Source organism: Pseudomonas sp. GM17 (assembly GCF_000282175.2).
GTDB lineage: Bacteria > Pseudomonadota > Gammaproteobacteria > Pseudomonadales > Pseudomonadaceae > Aquipseudomonas > Aquipseudomonas chlororaphis.
Map to the genome: position 1 here is coordinate 1,275,642 of NZ_CP124732.1, position 17,244 is coordinate 1,292,885.

The following is a 17,244-nucleotide window of genomic DNA, read 5'->3' on the forward strand; positions in this document are numbered from 1 at the left end:
TCCGCGATGAGTGCCTGACATTCAACATCGTCGTCGGCTGTCAGACCGTTATCACGGGCAAGCCTCGCTCCTACAGTTCAAGGCGATTTCGATAGCGGTCAGATGCCCTGGCTGCGCAGCCAGCTCATCAGTTGCGGTAACGGGAAGGCACCACTCTGGCGTGCCACTTCCCGTCCGTTCTTGAACAGAATCAGGCTCGGAATCGAGCGAATTCCCAACTGCGCCGACAATTGCTGGTTGGCCTCGCTGTCGAGCTTGGCCAGCCGGCACTTGCCTGCCAATTGCGCCGCCGCCTGCTCGAACACCGGCGCGAAGGATTTGCACGGCCCGCACCAATCCGCCCAGACATCCACCAGCAACGGCAGGTCGCCCTTGATCTGGCTGGCGTAGTCACCTTGTTTCAGCTCGAAAGGCTGGTTCAGCAACACCTGGCCTTTGCAGCGCCCGCATTTGGGCTGATCGCCCAGGCGCTCGGCGGGGATGCGGTTCAACCCATTGCAATGGGGGCAGGGGATCAGCAGTGGATCGGACATGAGGGGGCTCCGGGATAAGTGGCCAATAGCTCCGATCTGGAGTCTGTGGGTCGGTTTATCAAGCTGTTGCATGCGCTCATACATCTTTGCGCGGCAACTGTCGGCTCGGTTCTAGGCTGGAGAGAGACGATGCTCCGTGCCATTGGTCCGAGAGCATTTATAGCAACTTGCGATAAGTTGTCTCACCCTCTAGGCTGCCATAGCAGTATGCGATAAGGACTTTGCATGCGTGTAATCACGGCTAAACGAATTTGGGATGCCAAGGAAAAATGGCCACACTCGGCCAAGGCGTTGGATGATTGGTATCGCGCGCTTAAACGCAATCGGCTTGCGGATTTTGCCGCGATGAAGGCGATGTTTCCGGCGGTGGACAAGGTCGGGCCGCTGCATGTGTTCGATATCGGTGGCAACAAGGTACGGCTGATTGCATTGGTCCGTTATACGACGCAAAAGCTCTATATCCGCCATGTGTTGGACCACCGTGAATATGACCGGGGTAAGTGGAAGGAGGATCGAGGATGAGTGCGTTGATCGAGCAAGTGGCCGAACACTGGCAGTTCGTTGCGCCGTTGCTGCGCAAGCCGAAAACCGAGGCGGACTACGACAGGCTGGTTCAGGCCCTTGACGAGTTGCTGGACCTGACGGGGGAAGACGAGGCCCATCCTCTCAACAGCCTGGTGGACATCATCGGGGACTGGATCGAAGCCTACGATCTTGAACATCGCCCGATGCCTGTCGCCAGCGGAGTAGATGTGTTGCGCTACATGATGCGCGAACACGGCCTGACCCAGAGCGACCTGCCCGGTGTCGGCGCGCAGTCGGTAGTCTCGGAGATCCTGAGCGGCAAGCGTCAGCTCAACCTGCGGCAGATCCGCTGGCTGGCCGAACGTTTCAAGGTCTCGATGGAAACCTTTATCTGACCTCTCAGGACGAGCAACTGATTTCCAGGTGCTTGCCCCATTCGGGCGGTCGTTCGGCGTAGCTGTCCATGCCGGCCTGTTGTTCGAACGGCTTGCTCAGTACCGCGTGCAGGCGGCGCACCTCGGAGTAGTCCCCTTGTTCGGCGGCGCCGATGGCCTTCTGTGCCAGGTAATTGCGCAGGATGTACAGCGGGTTGACCGCGTGCATGCGTTCCCGGCGCAACTCCTGACCCTGGATCGGATCACGGGCGCCCCGGGCCTTGTACAGATCGGCCCAGGCATCGAAGCCCTGGCGGTCGACGAAGTCGTCGCGCAGCCGGGCCACGGCCAGTTCCGCCGGCTCATCCCCCAGGCGACGGAAGAACAGGCTGTAGTCCACGCCGCTGCCCTGCATCAGTTGCAGCAGCCGTTCCACCAGCTTCTGATCCTCGTCTTCGGCGCTGGTCAGGCCGAGGCGGCGGCGCATCAGGTCCAGGTAATGGGCCTGGAACAACGGCAGGAACAGGCCGAGGGTTTCCCGCAGGGCCTCGACACTGATGAAGGGCGTCAGCGCCTGGGCCAGGGCGCTGAGGTTCCACTGGCCGATCGGCACCTGGTTGCTGAACGAGTAGCGCCCCTGGTCATCGGAATGGTTGCAGATGAGATGCGCATCGAAATCGTCGAGGAAGGCGAACGGCCCGAAGTCGAAGGTCACGCCGAGAATCGACATGTTGTCGGTGTTCATCACCCCGTGGCAGAAACCGTAGGCCTGCCACTTGGCGATCAGTTCGGCATTGCGCTCGACCACTTCGCGGAACATCGCCAGGTAGGGTTCGGGCTGCTCCAGGCACTCGGGAAAGTGCATCGCCAGCACGTGCTCGCCCAGCTGTTTCTGCTGCTCGGGGCGTTTTGTGTAATAGAAGTATTCGAAGTGGCCGAAGCGGACATGGCTGGGCGACATGCGTAGCAGCATCGCCGCGCGCTCCTGCTTCTCGCGCCAGACCGGGGTGTCGGAGCCGATCACGCACAGCGCCCGGGTGGTCGGAATACCCAGGGCGTGCAGCGCCTCGGAAGCCAGGAACTCGCGGATCGACGAACGCAGTACGGCGCGGCCATCGCCCATGCGCGAGTAGGGGGTCTGGCCGGCGCCCTTGAGGTGCAGGTCCCAGTGCTCGCCGGCGGCGTTGTACACCTCGCCCAGCAGCAAGCCGCGACCATCGCCCAACTGAGGGTTGTAGGAGCCGAACTGATGCCCGGAATAGACCATCGCCCGGGGCTCGGCTTCAGCCCACAGCTTGTGCCCGCCAAACAGTTCGGCGAACACCGGGCTTTGCGCGGCCTCAGGGTCCAGGTCCAGCAGCGCCATGGCCGCCGGGCTGGCCACCACCAGGCGTGGGCGGTCGATCGGCTCGGGCAGCACATGGGTTGAGAACGCATCGCCCAGGCGGGCGAAGCGATTGTCGAAGGTCAGTTCGTCGAGGGCTTTCAACGGCCATCTCCAGCAGAATGTCCGAGCATTCTGCTAGGGATAGCGTCCTTAGTCGAGCCTGCTGGGAGGCGGTTCCTGCAGTGGTTTACCGTCGGGCAGCGGGACAATGGTCTTGGTCTCCGGCTCGATGGGCACCATCTTGTATTCCTGGCCATGGAGGTTCTTCAGGTAGACCTCCATCTGGCGGAACGAGATGTTGATGTGCTGCTTCTTGAACTCGCGGTTGATGAAGCGGTTGACCTCGTCGAGCACCGGGTTGCGGTCCCCCAGCTCGCGCACGTGCATGCGCAATTCGTGGTCCAGGGTGCTTTCGCCGAAGTTGAGGAAGTACACATGGGGCTCGGGCTCTTTCAATACCCGCGGGTTATCGCGGGCCGCCTTGAGCAGCAGTTCCTTGACCAGGTCCAGGTCCGAGCCGTAGTCGACGCCGAGCTTGAGGGTCACCCGGGTGACGGTGTCGGTCAGCGACCAGTTGATCAGTTGCCCGGTGATGAAGGTCTGGTTCGGGACGATGATGTCCTTGCGATCGAAGTCGGTGATGGTGGTGGCGCGGATGCGGATCCTGCTCACCGTGCCCGACAGGTTGCCGATGGTGATGGTGTCGCCGATGCGCACTGGCCGCTCGAACAGGATGATGATGCCGGAGATGAAGTTGGCGAAGATCGCCTGCATGCCGAAGCCCAGGCCCACCGACAGCGCAGCCACCAGCCACTGCAACTTGTCCCAGCTGACGCCGAGGGTCGACAGGGTCGAGACGAAGCCGACGCCGGCAATCACATAGGACAGCAGCGTGGTGGTCGCGTAGGCGCTGCCCTGGGCCAGGTTCAGCCTGGACAGCACCAGCACCTCCAGCAGCCCCGGCAGGTTGCGCGCCAGGGCGAAGGTGATGCCGACGATGATCAGCGCGCCGAGCATGTCGCCGATGCTGATGGGCACCATGCTCATGTTGGCGCCGGTGCCGCTGGTGTATTCGTAGAGGGTGATGTTGTCCAGGTAGGAGAACACGCTGATCAGGTCCGACCAGACCCAGTACAGCCCGGCCATGAAACCACCGAGCAGGGCCAGGCGGATCAGGCGCAGGGATTGTTCGTTGACCTTCTCGATGTCCAGGGTCGGCTCTTCGACTGCTTCGCCGTCGCCGCTTTCCTTGGCGGCCTGGCGTTTGGCCAGGGCCCGCTGGTAGGCCAGGCGCCGGGCGGCGACGCCCAGTCCGCGGACAAAAGTGGCTTCGATCACCAGCCAGAACATCAGCAGGTACAGGGTATTGATCAGGCGGTCGCTGAGCTTCAGCGCGGTGTAGTAGTAGCCGAAGCACACGGCGATGAACAAGGCGATCGGCAGCGCGGTGAACAGCACCGCCACCGCCTTGCGGAACAGCGAGGCGTTCTGGTGCGTCGGGCTGCTCAGCAGCAGGCGGCTGAGCAGCCAGGCCATCAGGGCGTAGCAGGTCAGGACCACGGCGATGCCGAGCACGTCATCGGCCAGTGCCGCCGGTTGATGTTCGGCCACGGCGACCACGGCCACCAGGGCCATGACCACCAGCCCGAGGCGGCGGATCCAGCCCTGGAGGAATTCGACCTGGGGCTTTTCCCAGCGAAAGTGCAGTTCCGCCACGCCGCCGGGGGCGAGGATCCGGTAGGCGGTATAGAACACCAGCCAGGCCTGGGCCATCTGCAACAACGCCGCGCCGAGGTTGGCGTTCTGTCCGCGGGCGTCGATCTGCAAGGCCAGGCCGCACAGGGCCAGGCCGAGGGCGACCGGCATCGCCAGCAGGATGTTGACCAGGATCGCCTGCGGCGTGTGCCATTGGCTGTCGCGCTTGAAGTGACCGATGTCCTTGTGAACCTTGGTCAGGCGCTGGTACAGGTTCTTGCGCCGCCACAGCAGGGCCGCGATCAGGAGCAGCAATGGCAGGAACAGCAGCGGCCGTTGCGCCAGGCCGTCGGCCAGCTCGCTCAGGCTGGACGACCAGGGCAGGGTGGTGACCTGTTTTTCCAGGCGCAGCGGCACAGCTTGCAGCCATTCGCCGTCCAGCGGCTTGTTGCTGGGAATCCAGAACATCTGTTCGTCGAGGGTCGCGCGCAGGCTTTGCGAGGTGCTCAGCAGCTGCTTCTGATTGAGCTGCAGGGTGATGGATTCGTTGAGTAGGGCGCTTAGCTCGCGGCTCAGGCGTTCCAGCAGGTCGGCACGGGTGATGGCCAGGTCCAGCAGGGTTTTGCGCAGCTGCGGGGTGATTTGCTCGGACGGCTGGGTCGCCAGCAGGTTGTTGACATAGCTGCTGGGGCTGCTGATCAGTTCGCGTTGCTGGTTGACCTCGAACTGATACAGGCGGATGTCGGCGATCTGGTCCGCCAGGTCGCGGTCGAGCCGCAGGTGCGGCAGCGCCTGCTTCTGTTTATAGAGGATCTTCGACAGCAGCAGGCTGCCCTTGAGCACGCTGATCTGCTCGTCCAGCGCGGCATCGCTCTGGGTCACGCTGTCGAGTTGCTGCTTGGTCTGCAGGTTCTGCTGGGTCAGCTCATTGAGGCGGTCGGTGCTTTTGAGCAGGTAGTCGGAGAGCTTCAGGTTGGCCGCGCTTTCGGTGGCCAGGAGGCTGCTGCTGCCGGCCTTTTGCGCTTCGATCGATTGCTGGGTGACGGTTTCCTGGGACTGGGCCAGGCGCTTCTGGTTGATCAGGGTCTGCAGGTCCTGGATTTCCTGCTCCAGGCGCGCGGTCTTTTCCATCAGCAGGTCATGCTGGCTGTTGCCCAGGTCCTGCAACTGGCTGTTGCCGGCCAGCTCCTGGCGGCGCAACGGGATCAGCGCGTTGATGGCCGCCAGTTCGGCATTGAGCTGATTGCGCTGGTCGGCGTTGATCGGCTTGCCGGAGTCCTTGCCGTTCTTGAGGATCGTATTGATCTGCTGGGTGCGGGTCTGGCTGCTGCTGATCTCGGCCTGGGCGCGTTCGGGGCGGGTCTGCGCGGTAATGGCCAGGCTGTTGGCCTCGGCCAGGGCTTTCTGCATGTCGCCCTGCTGGGTGGTGCGTTCGGTCAGCAGTTGTTCGAGCTGCGACACCGGCAGGTTGGCGTAGCGCTGGGCCACCGGCACCACCTTGGTGGCTTTCAGGCGGGTCAGCTCGCGCTGGTTTTCGCTGGTCTGGCGCGGTGCATTGCTCAGTTGCTGCTTGAGGTCGTTCAGGCGCTGCTCGTAATCCTGCTTGTTCGACAGCTGGGTCAGCGTTTGTTGCAGCACCGCTTGCAGGGCCTTTTGATCGGCCTCCGGCAATTTGCGCTCGGCGATTTTATCCAGGCTCTGCTGGACGGACTCGGCACTGGGCGGCTCGGCCGCTTGCAGTGTGCCGACAGAAAGGCTCAGGCCCAGCAGGGCAATGGCGAAAAGGGTACGCAGGGTTGGCATAGAGACCGGTCAAGCTGGATGAGAAGTTAGGCAGTTTAGAGGAAGAGTCCGGGGCCCGGGCGACTTCCTTCGGGGAATCTGACGCCCACTTTGCTGATCTTGTTCCCCTCCATCACGGCAACCGTCCAGATGGTGTTGTTCCATTCCACCTGGTCGCCGACCACTGGAGCACCCCCCACTTTCTGGGTGATGAAGCGGCTCAGCGGCATGTCCGGATCGAGCCCTTCGAGTTTCAGCCCGTACAGCGCCGAAACCGCGCCCAGCTGGGCGTCGCCTTCGAGAACGAAGTCGCCGAAGAAGCGCAGATCGAGGCCTCGTTGCGGTGCCTGGCTGAAGAGTTTTCCAAGGGCCGGCAGGTTGTGTTCATGGCCGATGACGCAGAGCAAATCATCGGCTTCCAGCACCGTACTACCCGACGGATGGAGCAGTTGCTGGTGACGAAACAGGGCGGCGATACGGGTGCCTTCGGGCATTTTCAGCTCGCGCAACGCCGCGCCGATGCACCATTTTTCCGCGCCGAGGCGGTAGACGAACAACTCCCATTCGCTGGTGACATGCACCTCCAGGGCGGCGCGGGAGATCGGCGCCGGCTCCGGTGGCACCGTGACTTTCAGCAGCTTGGCGACCCACGGCAGGCTGGTGCCTTGCACCAGCAGGGACACCAGCACGATAAAGAAGGCCAGGTTGAAGTACAGCTGGGCTTCGGGCAGCCCGGCCATCAACGGGAACACTGCGAGAATGATCGGTACCGCGCCGCGCAGGCCGACCCAGGAAATAAAGGCTTTCTCGCGGCCGTGGAAGGCCTTGAACGGCAGCAGGCCGACCATCACCGACAGCGGACGGGCGAACAGGATCATCCACAGCGCCAGGCCCAGCGCCGGCAGGGCGATGGGCAGCAGGTCGTGGGGCGTGACCAGCAGGCCCAGCACCAGGAACATGCCGATCTGCGACAGCCAGGCCATGCCGTCGAGCATATGCAGGATGCCATGCCGGCTGCGCACCGGGCGGTTGCCGATCACCAGGCCGCACAGGTACACCGCGAGGAAGCCGCTGCCGTGCAGGGCGTTGGTCAGGGCGAAGACCACCAGGCCGCCGGCGATCACCAGGATCGGGTACAGGCCGGTGGCCAGGTTGATGCGGTTCACCAGTTGCAGCATCAGCCAGCCGCCGCTCAGGCCGATCAGGCCGCCGATGCCGAACTCGCGCAGCAGATGCCCCAACAGGCTCCAGTGCAGGCCGGTCTGGCCGCTGGCGAGCATGTCGATCAGGGTCACGGTGAGGAACACCGCCATCGGATCGTTACTGCCCGACTCGATCTCCAGGCTGGCGGTGACCCGTTCGTTCAGGCCCTTGCCGCCCAGCAGCGAGAACACCGCCGCGGCGTCGGTGGAGCCGACGATGGCGCCGATCAGCAGGCCCTGGATCAGGTTCAGGTCGAACAGCCAGGCGGCCGCCATGCCGGTCAGGCCGGTGGTGATCATCACGCCGACGGTGGCCAGCGACAAGGCGGGCCACAACGCCACACGGAAGCTCGAGACCCGGGTGCGCAAGCCACCGTCGAGGAGGATCACCGCGAGTGCGAGGTTGCCCACCAGGTAGGCGGTCGGGTAGTTGTTGAAAATGATGCCGCCACCGTCGACGCCGGCGGCCATGCCCACGGCCAGGATGATCACCAGGATCGGGATACCGAGGCGGGACGAAAGGGAACTCACCAGAATGCTCGCACCTACCAGCAACGCGCCGATCAAGAACAGGCTGTTGATGGTCGTCGCATTCAAAGGCAGTACTCCAGAAGCAGAAAGGCGGGCACAAACTGACCATGCAGTCTGCGTGCCAGCGATTCTAACCTGTTGAAATACGATGCTGTCAAAAAGCTTTTGCGCCTGTTTACAGGCGGCGGAAAAGCGTCGCCTGGCGCCGGCCACCGACGGACTTCATGGCGTTCCGCAGTGGCTGGCGCAGGTGGCGATCAGCGCGATTGGCCGGGCATTACAGGGTGAATCGCGCCACCATGCCGTTCAGGTCCACGGCCAGGCGTGACAGCTCGTGGCTGGCATTGCTGGTCTGGTTGGCGCCGGTGGCCGATTGCACCGACAGGTCGCGGATGTTCACCAGGTTGCGGTCCACTTCGCGGGCCACCAGGGCCTGTTCCTCGGCGGCGCTGGCGATGACCAGGTTGCGCTCGTTGATTTCGTTGACCGCGGTGTTGATGGTGTCCAGGGCACCGCCGGCGCCACGGGCGATGCTCAGGGTCGAGTCGGCGCGCTCGGTGCTGGTGCGCATCGACTCGACGGCATGCTCGGTGCCGCTCTGGATGCTGCCGATCATGCGTTCGATTTCGCTGGTGGACTGCTGGGTACGGTGGGCCAGGGCACGCACTTCATCGGCGACCACGGCGAACCCGCGTCCGGCATCGCCGGCCCGGGCGGCTTCTATCGCGGCGTTCAAGGCCAGCAGGTTGGTCTGGTCGGCCAGGCCGCGGATCACGTCCAGCACCTTGCCGATGTCGCGCGATTCCTCGGCCAGTTCGCTGATCCTGTTGGCCGAACTCTGCACTTCGCTGTTCATCAGCTCTATGGCGCTGACGGTCTCGCGCACCAGGTTGCGGCCTTCGCTGGCCGACTGGGTGGCGTCGTTCGAAGCCTCGGCGGTGCTCACGGCGTTGCGCGCGACTTCTTCGACGGCGCAGGTCATCTCGTTCACGGCGGTGGCGGCCTGCTCGATTTCGTTGTTCTGCTGGGTCAGGCCGCGGGCACTTTCGTCGGTGACGCTGTTCAGTTCTTCCGCGGCGGAAGCCAACTGGCTGGCGGAGCCGGAAATATGCAACAGGGTCTGGCGCAGTTTTTCCTGCATGCTCGCCATGGCCTGCAGCAGGCGCCCGGGTTCATCGCGCCCGTTGACCCGGATGCTTTGGGTGAGGTCGCCTTCGGCGATGTGTTCCGCGGCATGCAAGGCGCTGGCGATGGGTTGGGTAATGCTGCGGGTCAGCAACCAGGCAAACACCACGGTCAGGGTGGTGGACAGGATCAGCAGGGCGACTACCAGGTTGAATGCCGAAGCGTATTCCTCGGCGGCCTGCTCGTTGGCGGCCTTGGAGCGCTGGCTGTTGATCTGTACCAGCAGGTTCAGAACCTTGTTGATCTGCTGCGAGTTCTTCATCAACTCGTTGTTCAGCATCTCTTGCAGCTCACCCAGCTGGTTATTGCGCGACAGCTCTTTGATGCGCTCTTCGAGCTTGCGGTATTCGGCCAGCAGCTTGAGGTAGTGGTCGTAGGCCTCGCTTTCCTCCGGGCTGCTGACCAGCTTTTCATAGGTGGTGCGGATTTTTTCGATCTGCTGGTTGCCGAGTTCGAGCGACTCGCGGGTCTTGGCCTGGACCTCGGGACCGCGGTTGATCACCAGGCGATAGGACAGCACCTGCAGCCGCAGCATCTGCTGGGTGAACTCATCGATGCTCTGGATGCTGGGCATGTTGTCGGTGGAAATGGTGACGGTCGCCGCGCGAATCTTGCTCATCTGGTTCAGGGCGAAGATGCCCAGGAACAGCATCAGGCAGCCGATGAATGCAAAGCCGAGAAATGCCCTCGGTGCAATGTTCATGTTGCGAAGAGACATGGGGATCTACCTCAAGAATGCGCAATCCATGCCGCGGTGGTTGATAGGGCTCCCCTGACCTATCGCGCGGAAAAATGGATTCTTGAAGCAGGAGCAAGAGTTTCAGAAAGATCTGATGAGCGACGAAGTGTCAGGAACCAGATGGGGGAATGACAGTCTTTAAAGTTCGCAGGCAAGGTCACCCGCCAGGCAAATCAAGGCGTTGCGCCGGGAAAATCTGGCATCCGGGGTGACTTTTCTTTATCGTACGCGCCCTTTGAAAAATGCTCGGAAAATCAAAATGTTGGAAGCATCCCTAAGCCAATTGGAACAGCTTGTCAGTGATCTGGTGCAACAGAACCAGGAACTGTCGGGCACGAACGAAACCCTCAAGGCAGAACTGGCCCAGGCCAAGGATGAGAACGAAAGCCTGCAACTGAGCCTGATGGAACAGGAAGAGAAACAAGGCGCCACCGCGGCCCGCATCCAGGCCCTGGTCGAGCGCGTCAGTGCCGGTCCTGTCAGCGCATGAGGCAGGGTGCCGACGGGGTAAAAGTCGTCTCGATTCTCGGCGAGGACTACTCGATCAAGGCGCCGGCCGGGGAAGAGCAGACCCTGCTGGACGCCGCGTTGATGTTGAAGGCCACCCTGGCCGAGACCAAGAAGAAATACCCGACGCTGATCGGTGACCGCTTGCTGGTGCTGGCGGCGATGAACCTGTGCTCCCAGCAGCTCGAGATGCAAAAGCGTCATCAGCAGGAGCTCGACCGTTACCAAGAGCAAGTCAGCGCCACGGTCGAAGTGATCTCCAAGACCATCAGCCAGAGCTGATGGGTTTACCCACAACCTGCAACGCCGTTGCGGTTGTGTCGGACTGATTGTTTTCGCGAGCAGCCGGGCGGCGCTCGATTGCTCGCGATGCTTTTAGCGCTTCAGAACCACTCGTCCTGCATGCCCAGGCAGGTATCGTCCCGCGCCTCCAGCAAGGCCAGTTCGTGATGACAGGCCGGCACTTCCCAGGTCAGGAAGTAACGCGCCGCCTGCAGCTTGCCCTTGTAGAAACCCACATCCGCCGGGTTGTCCTTGGCCAGGCCTTCCTGCGCGCGAATCGCCTGTTCCAGCCAGCGCCAGCCGATCACCGCATGACCGAAGGCTTTCAGGTACAGCGCCGAGTTGGCCAGGCTGCTGTTGACCTTGCCCTGGGCCAGGTCGCTGAGCAGGCCCAGGGTCACGCTTTGCAGGCGCGCCACCAGTTTTTCCAGCGGTTGGCGCAGCGCCGTCAGGGCGTCGTGGGCCTGGGCCCGCTCGCTGGTATCGGCGATCAGGCGGATCAGTTGTTTCAGGCCCGCACCGCCGTTCTGCGCCAGCTTGCGCCCCAGGAGGTCCAGTGACTGGATGCCGTGGGTGCCTTCATGGATCGGGTTCAGGCGGTTATCGCGGTAATACTGTTCCACCGGGTATTCGCGGGTGTAGCCGTGGCCGCCGAGGATCTGGATCGCCAGTTCGTTGGCCTTCAGGCAGAACTCCGAGGGCCAGGATTTGACGATGGGCGTCAGCAGGTCCAGCAGTTCGTGGGCTTGCTTGCGCTGGTCTTCGCTGGCCAGGGTGGTGGTGTCGTCGAACAGCCGCGCGGCGTACAGGCCGAGGTCGAAAGCGCCTTCGACATAGGCCTTCTGGGTCAGCAGCATGCGCTTGACGTCGGCGTGCTGGACGATCGACACCGGCGCGGTAGTCGGGTCCTTGCTGTCCGGCAGGCGACCTTGCGGGCGTTCGCGGGCGTATTCCAGGGAGTACAGGTAGCCGGCGTAGCCAAGCATCACCGCGCCCATGCCGACGCCGATCCGCGCCTCGTTCATCATCTGGAACATGTAGCTCAGGCCGTGGTGCGGCTTGCCCACCAGATAGCCGACACACTCCCCGTTATCGCCGAAGTTCAGCGCCGTGGAGGTGGTGCCGCGCCAGCCCATCTTGTGGAACAGCCCGGCCAGCAACACGTCGTTGCGCTGGCCCAGGCTGCCGTCGTCGTTGACCAGGAACTTGGGCACGATGAACAGTGAGATGCCTTTCACCCCGGCCGGCGCGTCCGGCAGCTTGGCCAGCACCATATGCACGATGTTTTCCGACAGCGGGTGATCGCCGCCGGAGATGAAGATCTTGTTGCCCTTGAGCCGGTAGGTGTCGTCCGCCGCCGGTTCGGCGCGGGTGCGGATATCCGCCAGCGACGAGCCGGCATGGGGCTCGGTCAGGGCCATGGTGCCGAAGAAGCGCCCGTCGATCATCGGCTGCAGGAAGCGCCGTTTCTGCTCGTCGGTGCCGAAGCTTTCGATCAGGTTGGCCGCGCCCATGGTCAGGAAGGGGTAGGACGTGGAGGCTGCGTTGGCCGCCTGGAAGTGCGCGAAGCAGGCCTGGGACAACAGCGTCGGCAACTGCATGCCACCGGCCTCGAAGCTGCGCGCGGCATTGAGGAAGCCGGCTTCGAGAAAGGCATCGACCGCGGGTTTGACTTCCGGAATCAGGATCGCCTTGCCGTCTTCATAACGCGGCTCGTTTTCGTCGCCCTTGCGGTTGTGCGGGGCAAAGAATTTCTCGGCGATGCTGCGCGCGGTGCCGAGGGCGGCGTCGAAGGTTTCCCGGTTGTGCTCGGCGAATCGCTCGCGCTGGGTCAGGCCCTCGGCATCGAGGACCTCATACAGCTCGAAAGCCAGATTGCGGGAACTGAGCAACGTCTCGGACATGGCGGCCTACCTGTGATTGGACTCAGCCGAGTCTAGGTGGGTGAATAAACTCTGGATAGCAAGATTGATGAAGGTGATAAAGGTGCCAAACACAGGGGATGGGGACGGCAGGTGTAGCCGCTGTCGAGCGCCAGCGAGGCTGCGATCGCCTGCGCAGCAGGCGGACCCCATCCATCAGGCATACCGCGTCGCCTGGTTTTACGGGGCTGCGCCCCGATCGCAGCCTCGCGGGCTCGGCAGCGGCTACAGGGGATTTGCGTCGGGCATAAAAAAGGGCGCCGGTGAGGGCGCCCTTTTTCATGCCGCGGACTATCGGCTTCAGCCGATGGTCATCAGGCTGGCGTTACCGCCGGCCGCCGCGGTGTTGACGCTCAAGGCGCGCTCGATCACCAGGCGTTCCAGGGCAATCGAGGTTTCGCCTTGCGACAGGCCGTGAACCCCGACGATGGCGCCGGCACGCTTGGCCACTTGCTGGCAGACCGCGCGCAGCTGGTCGGAGTCGCCGTGATGCAGGACCGCATCGAACACCACGTCGTCCTTGGTCCAGTCGGCCACGCGCTGGATGCGCGCTTGCACGTCCTTCGGCAGGCGGGCGTAGAGCGCCTTGCCCGGTTCGCCTTCCGGCCAGACCGCCGAACCACCCACGGCCAGGACCGCAGCCAGTTGAGTCAGCAGGTCGCCTTCGACTTCCGCCAGGCACAGCACGTGTTCGCGCGGCAGGATGGCGTAGCTGTTGCGTTCCCCGGTCGGGCCCGCCAGGACGCGGGTGACACCGCTCTGCGACTGCGCCGCGAACTGTACGCACAGGGCGCTGAGGTCCGCCAGCTTGTTGCTGTCGGCCCAGGCTTGCAGGGCGTTCAGCGGCTTGCTCATGGCATCGCGCAGGCGCACGTCCGGGGCGTTCAGGGCATCGCCACGGGCGAACGACTGCTCGATGGCGTCGGTCGGACGGGTCGACAGCAGGCGGTACAGGTACAGCGGGCCGCCGGCTTTCGGGCCAGTGCCCGACAGGCCTTCGCCGCCAAATGGCTGCACACCGACTACGGCACCGACGATGTTGCGGTTGACGTAGACGTTACCGGCGTTGACGTTGTCGATCACCTTGGCGATGGTCTCGTCGATGCGGGTGTGCACGCCCAGGGTCAGGCCGTAGCCGGAAGCGTTGATCTGCGCGATCAGCTGGTCGATGTCCTTGCGCTTGTAGCGCACCACGTGCAGCACCGGACCGAAGATCTCCCGTTGCAGTTCGTCGAAGCTTTCCAGCTCGATCAAAGTTGGCATCACGAAGGTGCCGCGCTTGATCTCTTCACCATCGGCGATCGCCACCTGATACACGCTGCGGCCTTTGTCGCGCATGGCCTGGATGTGTTTCTCGATGCCGGCCTTGGCTTCGGCGTCGATCACCGGGCCGATGTCCACGGACAGGCGCTCGGGGTTGCCCAGGCGACTTTCCGCCATGGCGCCCTTGAGCATTTCGATCACGCGGTCGGCGGAGTCTTCCTGCAGGCACAGCACGCGCAGGGCCGAGCAACGCTGGCCGGCGCTGTCGAAGGCCGAGGAGACGACGTCGATCACCACTTGTTCGGTCAGGGCCGAGGAGTCGACGATCATCGCGTTCTGGCCACCGGTTTCGGCGATCAGCGGGATTGGTCGGCCCTGGGCGTCCAGGCGGCCGGCGACGTTGCGTTGCAGCAGGCGCGCGACTTCGGTGGAGCCAGTGAACATCACACCCTTGACCCGATCGTCGCCGACCAGACGGGCACCGACGGTTTCGCCACGGCCCGGCAGCAGTTGCAGCACGCCTTCCGGAATGCCGGCTTCGAGCATCAGGCGAACCGCTTGCGCGGCGACCAGTGGCGTCTGTTCGGCCGGCTTGGCCAGTACCGGGTTGCCAGCGGCCAGGGCGGCGGCGACCTGGCCGCTGAAGATTGCCAGCGGGAAGTTCCACGGGCTGATGCAGACCACCGGGCCCAGTGGGCGGTGCGCGTCGTTGCTGAAATCGTTGCGAGCCTGCACCGCGTAGTAGCGCAGGAAGTCCACGGCTTCACGCACTTCGGCGATGGCGTTGGCGAAGGTCTTGCCGGCTTCGCGGGCCAGCAGGCCCATCAGCGGCTGGATCTCGCCTTCCATCAGGTCGGCGGCGCGTTCGAGGATCGCGGCGCGCTCGGCCGGTGGCGTGGCCTGCCAGATCGGCGCGGCGTTCAGCGCGCACTGGATGGCGTTGTCGACGTCTTCGACCGTGGCTTCCTGGACATGGCCGACCACATCGCGGTGATCGGACGGGTTCAAGACCGGCGCCGGGGTTTCGCTGCTGGAAGCGCAACCGAGCATCGGCGCGGCTTTCCAGTGGTTGTGGGCGGTGGCCAGCAGGGCGCAGGACAAGGACGCCAGGCGGTGTTCGTTGGCCATGTCGATGCCGGCGGAGTTGGCGCGCTCGCTGCCGTACAGATCACGCGGCAATGGAATGCGCGGATGCGGCAGGCCGAAACCGCCTTCCAGGGTCGCCATCTGCTCGATCTGGCTGACCGGGTCGGCCACCAGCTCCTGGATGGAGATCGACTGGTCGGCGATGCGGTTGACGAACGAGGTGTTGGCGCCGTTTTCCAGCAGGCGGCGGACCAGGTAGGCCAGCAGGGTTTCATGGGTGCCGACCGGGGCGTACACGCGGCACGGACGGTTCAGCTTGCCATCGGCGACCTTGCCTACCACCTGTTCGTACAGCGGTTCGCCCATGCCGTGCAGGCACTGGAACTCGTACTGGCCCGGGTAATAGTTCTGACCGGCGATGTGGTAGATGGCCGACAGGGTGTGGGCGTTGTGGGTAGCGAACTGCGGGTAGATGACTTCCGGTACCGACAGCAGCTTGCGGGCGCAAGCGATATAGGACACGTCGGTGTACACCTTGCGGGTGTACACCGGATAGCCTTCCAGGCCTTCGACCTGGGCACGCTTGATCTCGCTGTCCCAGTAGGCGCCTTTCACCAGGCGGATCATCAGGCGGTGACGGCTGCGGCGCGCCAGGTCGATCACATAGTCGATCACATACGGGCAGCGCTTCTGGTAGGCCTGGATCACGAAGCCGATGCCGTTCCAGCCGGTCAGCTGCGGTTCGAAGCACAGGCGCTCGAGCAGATCCAGCGACAGCTCCAGGCGGTCGGCCTCTTCGGCGTCGATGTTCAGGCCGATGTCGTATTGCTTGGCCAGCAGGGTCAGCGACAGCAGGCGCGGGTACAGCTCGTCCATCACGCGCTCGTACTGGGCGCGGCTGTAGCGCGGGTGCAGGGCCGAGAGCTTGATCGAGATGCCCGGACCTTCATAGATGCCACGACCGTGGGACGCCTTGCCGATCGAATGGATGGCTTGCTCGTAGGACGCCAGGTATTTCTGCGCGTCGTGCTCGGTGAGTGCCGCTTCGCCGAGCATGTCGTAGGAGTAGCGGAAGCCCTTGGCTTCGAACTTGCTCGCATTGGCCAGGGCCTCGGCGATGGTTTCGCCGGTGACGAACTGCTCGCCCATCAGGCGCATGGCCATGTCGACGCCCTTGCGGATCATCGGCTCGCCGCTCTTGCCGATGATGCGGCTCAGGGACGAGGTCAGGCCGGCTTCGTTATGGGTGGCGACCAGCTTGCCGGTCAGCAGCAGGCCCCAGGTGGCGGCGTTGACGAACAGCGACGGGCTGTTGCCCAGGTGCGGCTGCCAGTTGCCGGTGCTGATCTTGTCGCGGATCAGCGCGTCACGGGTGCCTTTGTCCGGAATCCGCAGCAGGGCTTCGGCCAGGCACATCAGGGCCACGCCTTCCTGGGATGACAGGGAGAATTCCTGCAGCAGGCCCTGGACGATACCGGCACGGCCGCCGGCGCTCTTCTGGTTGCGCAGTTTTTCGGCGATGGTCGCGGCCAGCTTGTTGGTGGCTTCGGCCATGGTGGCCGGCAGGCGCGCCTGCTCCAGCAGCATCGGCACCACTTCCGGTTCCGGGCGGCGGTAGGCGGCGGTGATCGAAGCGCGCAGCACCGATTGCGGCAGGATGCTTTCGGCGAATTCGAGGAAGCACTGGTGAGCGTGGTCGGTCTGCACTTCGCCAGCGTCATCGCCGTCGGTGCGGGTCGAACCGCTCAGCTCGGTCAGGGTTGCACCACCCTCGAGTTTTTCCAGGTAATTGAAAATTGCCTGCTTGATCAGCCAGTGCGGCGTGCGATCGATCGAGGTTGCGGCAGCCTTCAGGCGTTCGCGGGTCGGGTCGTCGAGTTTGACCCCAAGGGTGGTGGTAGCCATATTTTTATCCTCATGTTTACCACGGTTGCGTGGCATCAGCTGGCGGCAAGATTAGCCGTGAGCCGAGAGAGGTGCAACCGGGTGCAACCTGTTTTTTATCGGAATAATAGGCAGCTCATCAGGAATTAATTTCTGGTCCCTGGGCGGCGCTTCCGCTTGGTGCTTTTAATTCTGTCGCGATGGGTTTTTGCTCCAAAAAGGAGCAAAAACGGGGCGTTCGCCGGAAAAATCGCTCGGGTGCAACTTATTCTCGCGAAACAGGTTGCACCTTCTTTGAATTGTTGAATAGCATTCGCGCCCAAGGTGCAACCGGCCCTCGAGGCCGG

General features: G+C 63.4%; 11 protein-coding genes and 1 pseudogene. 4 read left to right on the forward strand and 8 right to left on the reverse strand.

Going from position 1 to position 17,244, the window contains the following annotated elements; translation table 11 throughout:
* Window positions 1-98 precede the first annotated feature (98 nt).
* A complete protein-coding gene (gene trxC / locus PMI20_RS05745; protein WP_007926827.1) occupies window positions 99-533 on the reverse strand; it encodes a thioredoxin TrxC in 435 nt (144 codons plus the stop codon).
* Between the two features lie 225 nt (window positions 534-758).
* Between trxC and PMI20_RS05750 the strand changes: the two genes are divergently transcribed.
* A complete protein-coding gene (locus tag PMI20_RS05750) occupies window positions 759-1,055 on the forward strand; it encodes a type II toxin-antitoxin system HigB family toxin (RefSeq protein ID WP_007926826.1) in 297 nt (98 codons plus the stop codon).
* Window positions 1,052-1,453, forward strand: coding sequence for a helix-turn-helix domain-containing protein (locus tag PMI20_RS05755; protein ID WP_007926825.1), 402 nt, complete (start codon window positions 1,052-1,054; stop codon window positions 1,451-1,453). Before PMI20_RS05750 ends, PMI20_RS05755 begins: the two co-directional genes overlap by 4 nt.
* A 4-nt stretch (window positions 1,454-1,457) precedes the next feature.
* Here the strand turns inward: PMI20_RS05755 and selO are convergent, their stop codons facing one another.
* The 5 genes and pseudogenes from selO to PMI20_RS30895 all read right to left on the reverse strand — a co-directional run.
* Window positions 1,458-2,921: a protein adenylyltransferase SelO gene (selO, locus tag PMI20_RS05760; protein WP_007926824.1), complete on the reverse strand. Its 1,464-nt coding sequence runs from the start codon at window positions 2,919-2,921 to the stop codon at window positions 1,458-1,460.
* Between the two features lie 48 nt (window positions 2,922-2,969).
* Window positions 2,970-6,317, reverse strand: a complete 3,348-nt coding sequence (mscK, locus tag PMI20_RS05765; RefSeq protein ID WP_007926823.1) for a mechanosensitive channel MscK — start codon at window positions 6,315-6,317, stop codon at window positions 2,970-2,972.
* A 35-nt stretch (window positions 6,318-6,352) separates the two neighbouring features.
* Window positions 6,353-8,095 (reverse strand): potassium/proton antiporter, encoded by a 1,743-nt coding sequence (locus PMI20_RS05770; protein ID WP_007926822.1) that lies wholly within the window; start codon window positions 8,093-8,095, stop codon window positions 6,353-6,355.
* A 211-nt stretch (window positions 8,096-8,306) separates the two neighbouring features.
* Entirely contained in the window at window positions 8,307-9,179 is an 873-nt protein-coding gene (locus PMI20_RS30890) for a methyl-accepting chemotaxis protein (protein ID WP_502945118.1), read from the reverse strand.
* Window positions 9,162-9,932, reverse strand: a pseudogene (locus tag PMI20_RS30895) (MCP four helix bundle domain-containing protein); the annotation flags it as partial. The pseudogene PMI20_RS30895 and the gene PMI20_RS30890, both read right to left, overlap by 18 nt.
* A gap of 280 nt (window positions 9,933-10,212) precedes the next feature.
* On the opposite strand from PMI20_RS30895, the gene PMI20_RS05780 reads away from it, so the two are divergent.
* Entirely contained in the window at window positions 10,213-10,443 is a 231-nt protein-coding gene (locus PMI20_RS05780; RefSeq protein ID WP_007926810.1) for a hypothetical protein, read from the forward strand.
* A complete protein-coding gene (locus PMI20_RS05785) occupies window positions 10,440-10,742 on the forward strand; it encodes a cell division protein ZapA (protein ID WP_007926809.1) in 303 nt (100 codons plus the stop codon). The genes PMI20_RS05780 and PMI20_RS05785 overlap by 4 nt, the downstream gene beginning before the upstream one ends.
* Window positions 10,743-10,843: 101 nt before the next feature.
* Here the strand turns inward: PMI20_RS05785 and PMI20_RS05790 are convergent, their stop codons facing one another.
* Entirely contained in the window at window positions 10,844-12,646 is a 1,803-nt protein-coding gene (locus PMI20_RS05790; protein ID WP_007926808.1) for an acyl-CoA dehydrogenase, read from the reverse strand.
* 318 nt (window positions 12,647-12,964) lie between these two features.
* The gene (putA, locus tag PMI20_RS05795; RefSeq protein ID WP_007926807.1) at window positions 12,965-16,918 is read right to left on the reverse strand and encodes a trifunctional transcriptional regulator/proline dehydrogenase/L-glutamate gamma-semialdehyde dehydrogenase; all 3,954 of its coding nucleotides are present in this window, start codon (window positions 16,916-16,918) and stop codon (window positions 12,965-12,967) included.
* Window positions 16,919-17,244 lie beyond the last annotated feature (326 nt).

What these genes read in the sequence shown, in the direction of transcription:
- PMI20_RS05790 (WP_007926808.1), bottom strand. Translation starts at nt 12,646, where the DNA reads ATGTCCGAGACGTTGCTCAGTTCCCGCAATCTGGCTTTCGAGCTGTAT.
- PMI20_RS05755 (WP_007926825.1), top strand. Translation starts at nt 1,052, where the DNA reads ATGAGTGCGTTGATCGAGCAAGTGGCCGAACACTGGCAGTTCGTTGCG.
- PMI20_RS05750 (WP_007926826.1), top strand. Translation starts at nt 759, where the DNA reads ATGCGTGTAATCACGGCTAAACGAATTTGGGATGCCAAGGAAAAATGG.
- mscK (WP_007926823.1), bottom strand. Translation starts at nt 6,317, where the DNA reads ATGCCAACCCTGCGTACCCTTTTCGCCATTGCCCTGCTGGGCCTGAGC.
- PMI20_RS05780 (WP_007926810.1), top strand. Translation starts at nt 10,213, where the DNA reads ATGTTGGAAGCATCCCTAAGCCAATTGGAACAGCTTGTCAGTGATCTG.
- putA (WP_007926807.1), bottom strand. Translation starts at nt 16,918, where the DNA reads ATGGCTACCACCACCCTTGGGGTCAAACTCGACGACCCGACCCGCGAA.
- trxC (WP_007926827.1), bottom strand. Translation starts at nt 533, where the DNA reads ATGTCCGATCCACTGCTGATCCCCTGCCCCCATTGCAATGGGTTGAAC.
- PMI20_RS05785 (WP_007926809.1), top strand. Translation starts at nt 10,440, where the DNA reads ATGAGGCAGGGTGCCGACGGGGTAAAAGTCGTCTCGATTCTCGGCGAG.
- PMI20_RS30890 (WP_502945118.1), bottom strand. Translation starts at nt 9,179, where the DNA reads ATGGCGAGCATGCAGGAAAAACTGCGCCAGACCCTGTTGCATATTTCC.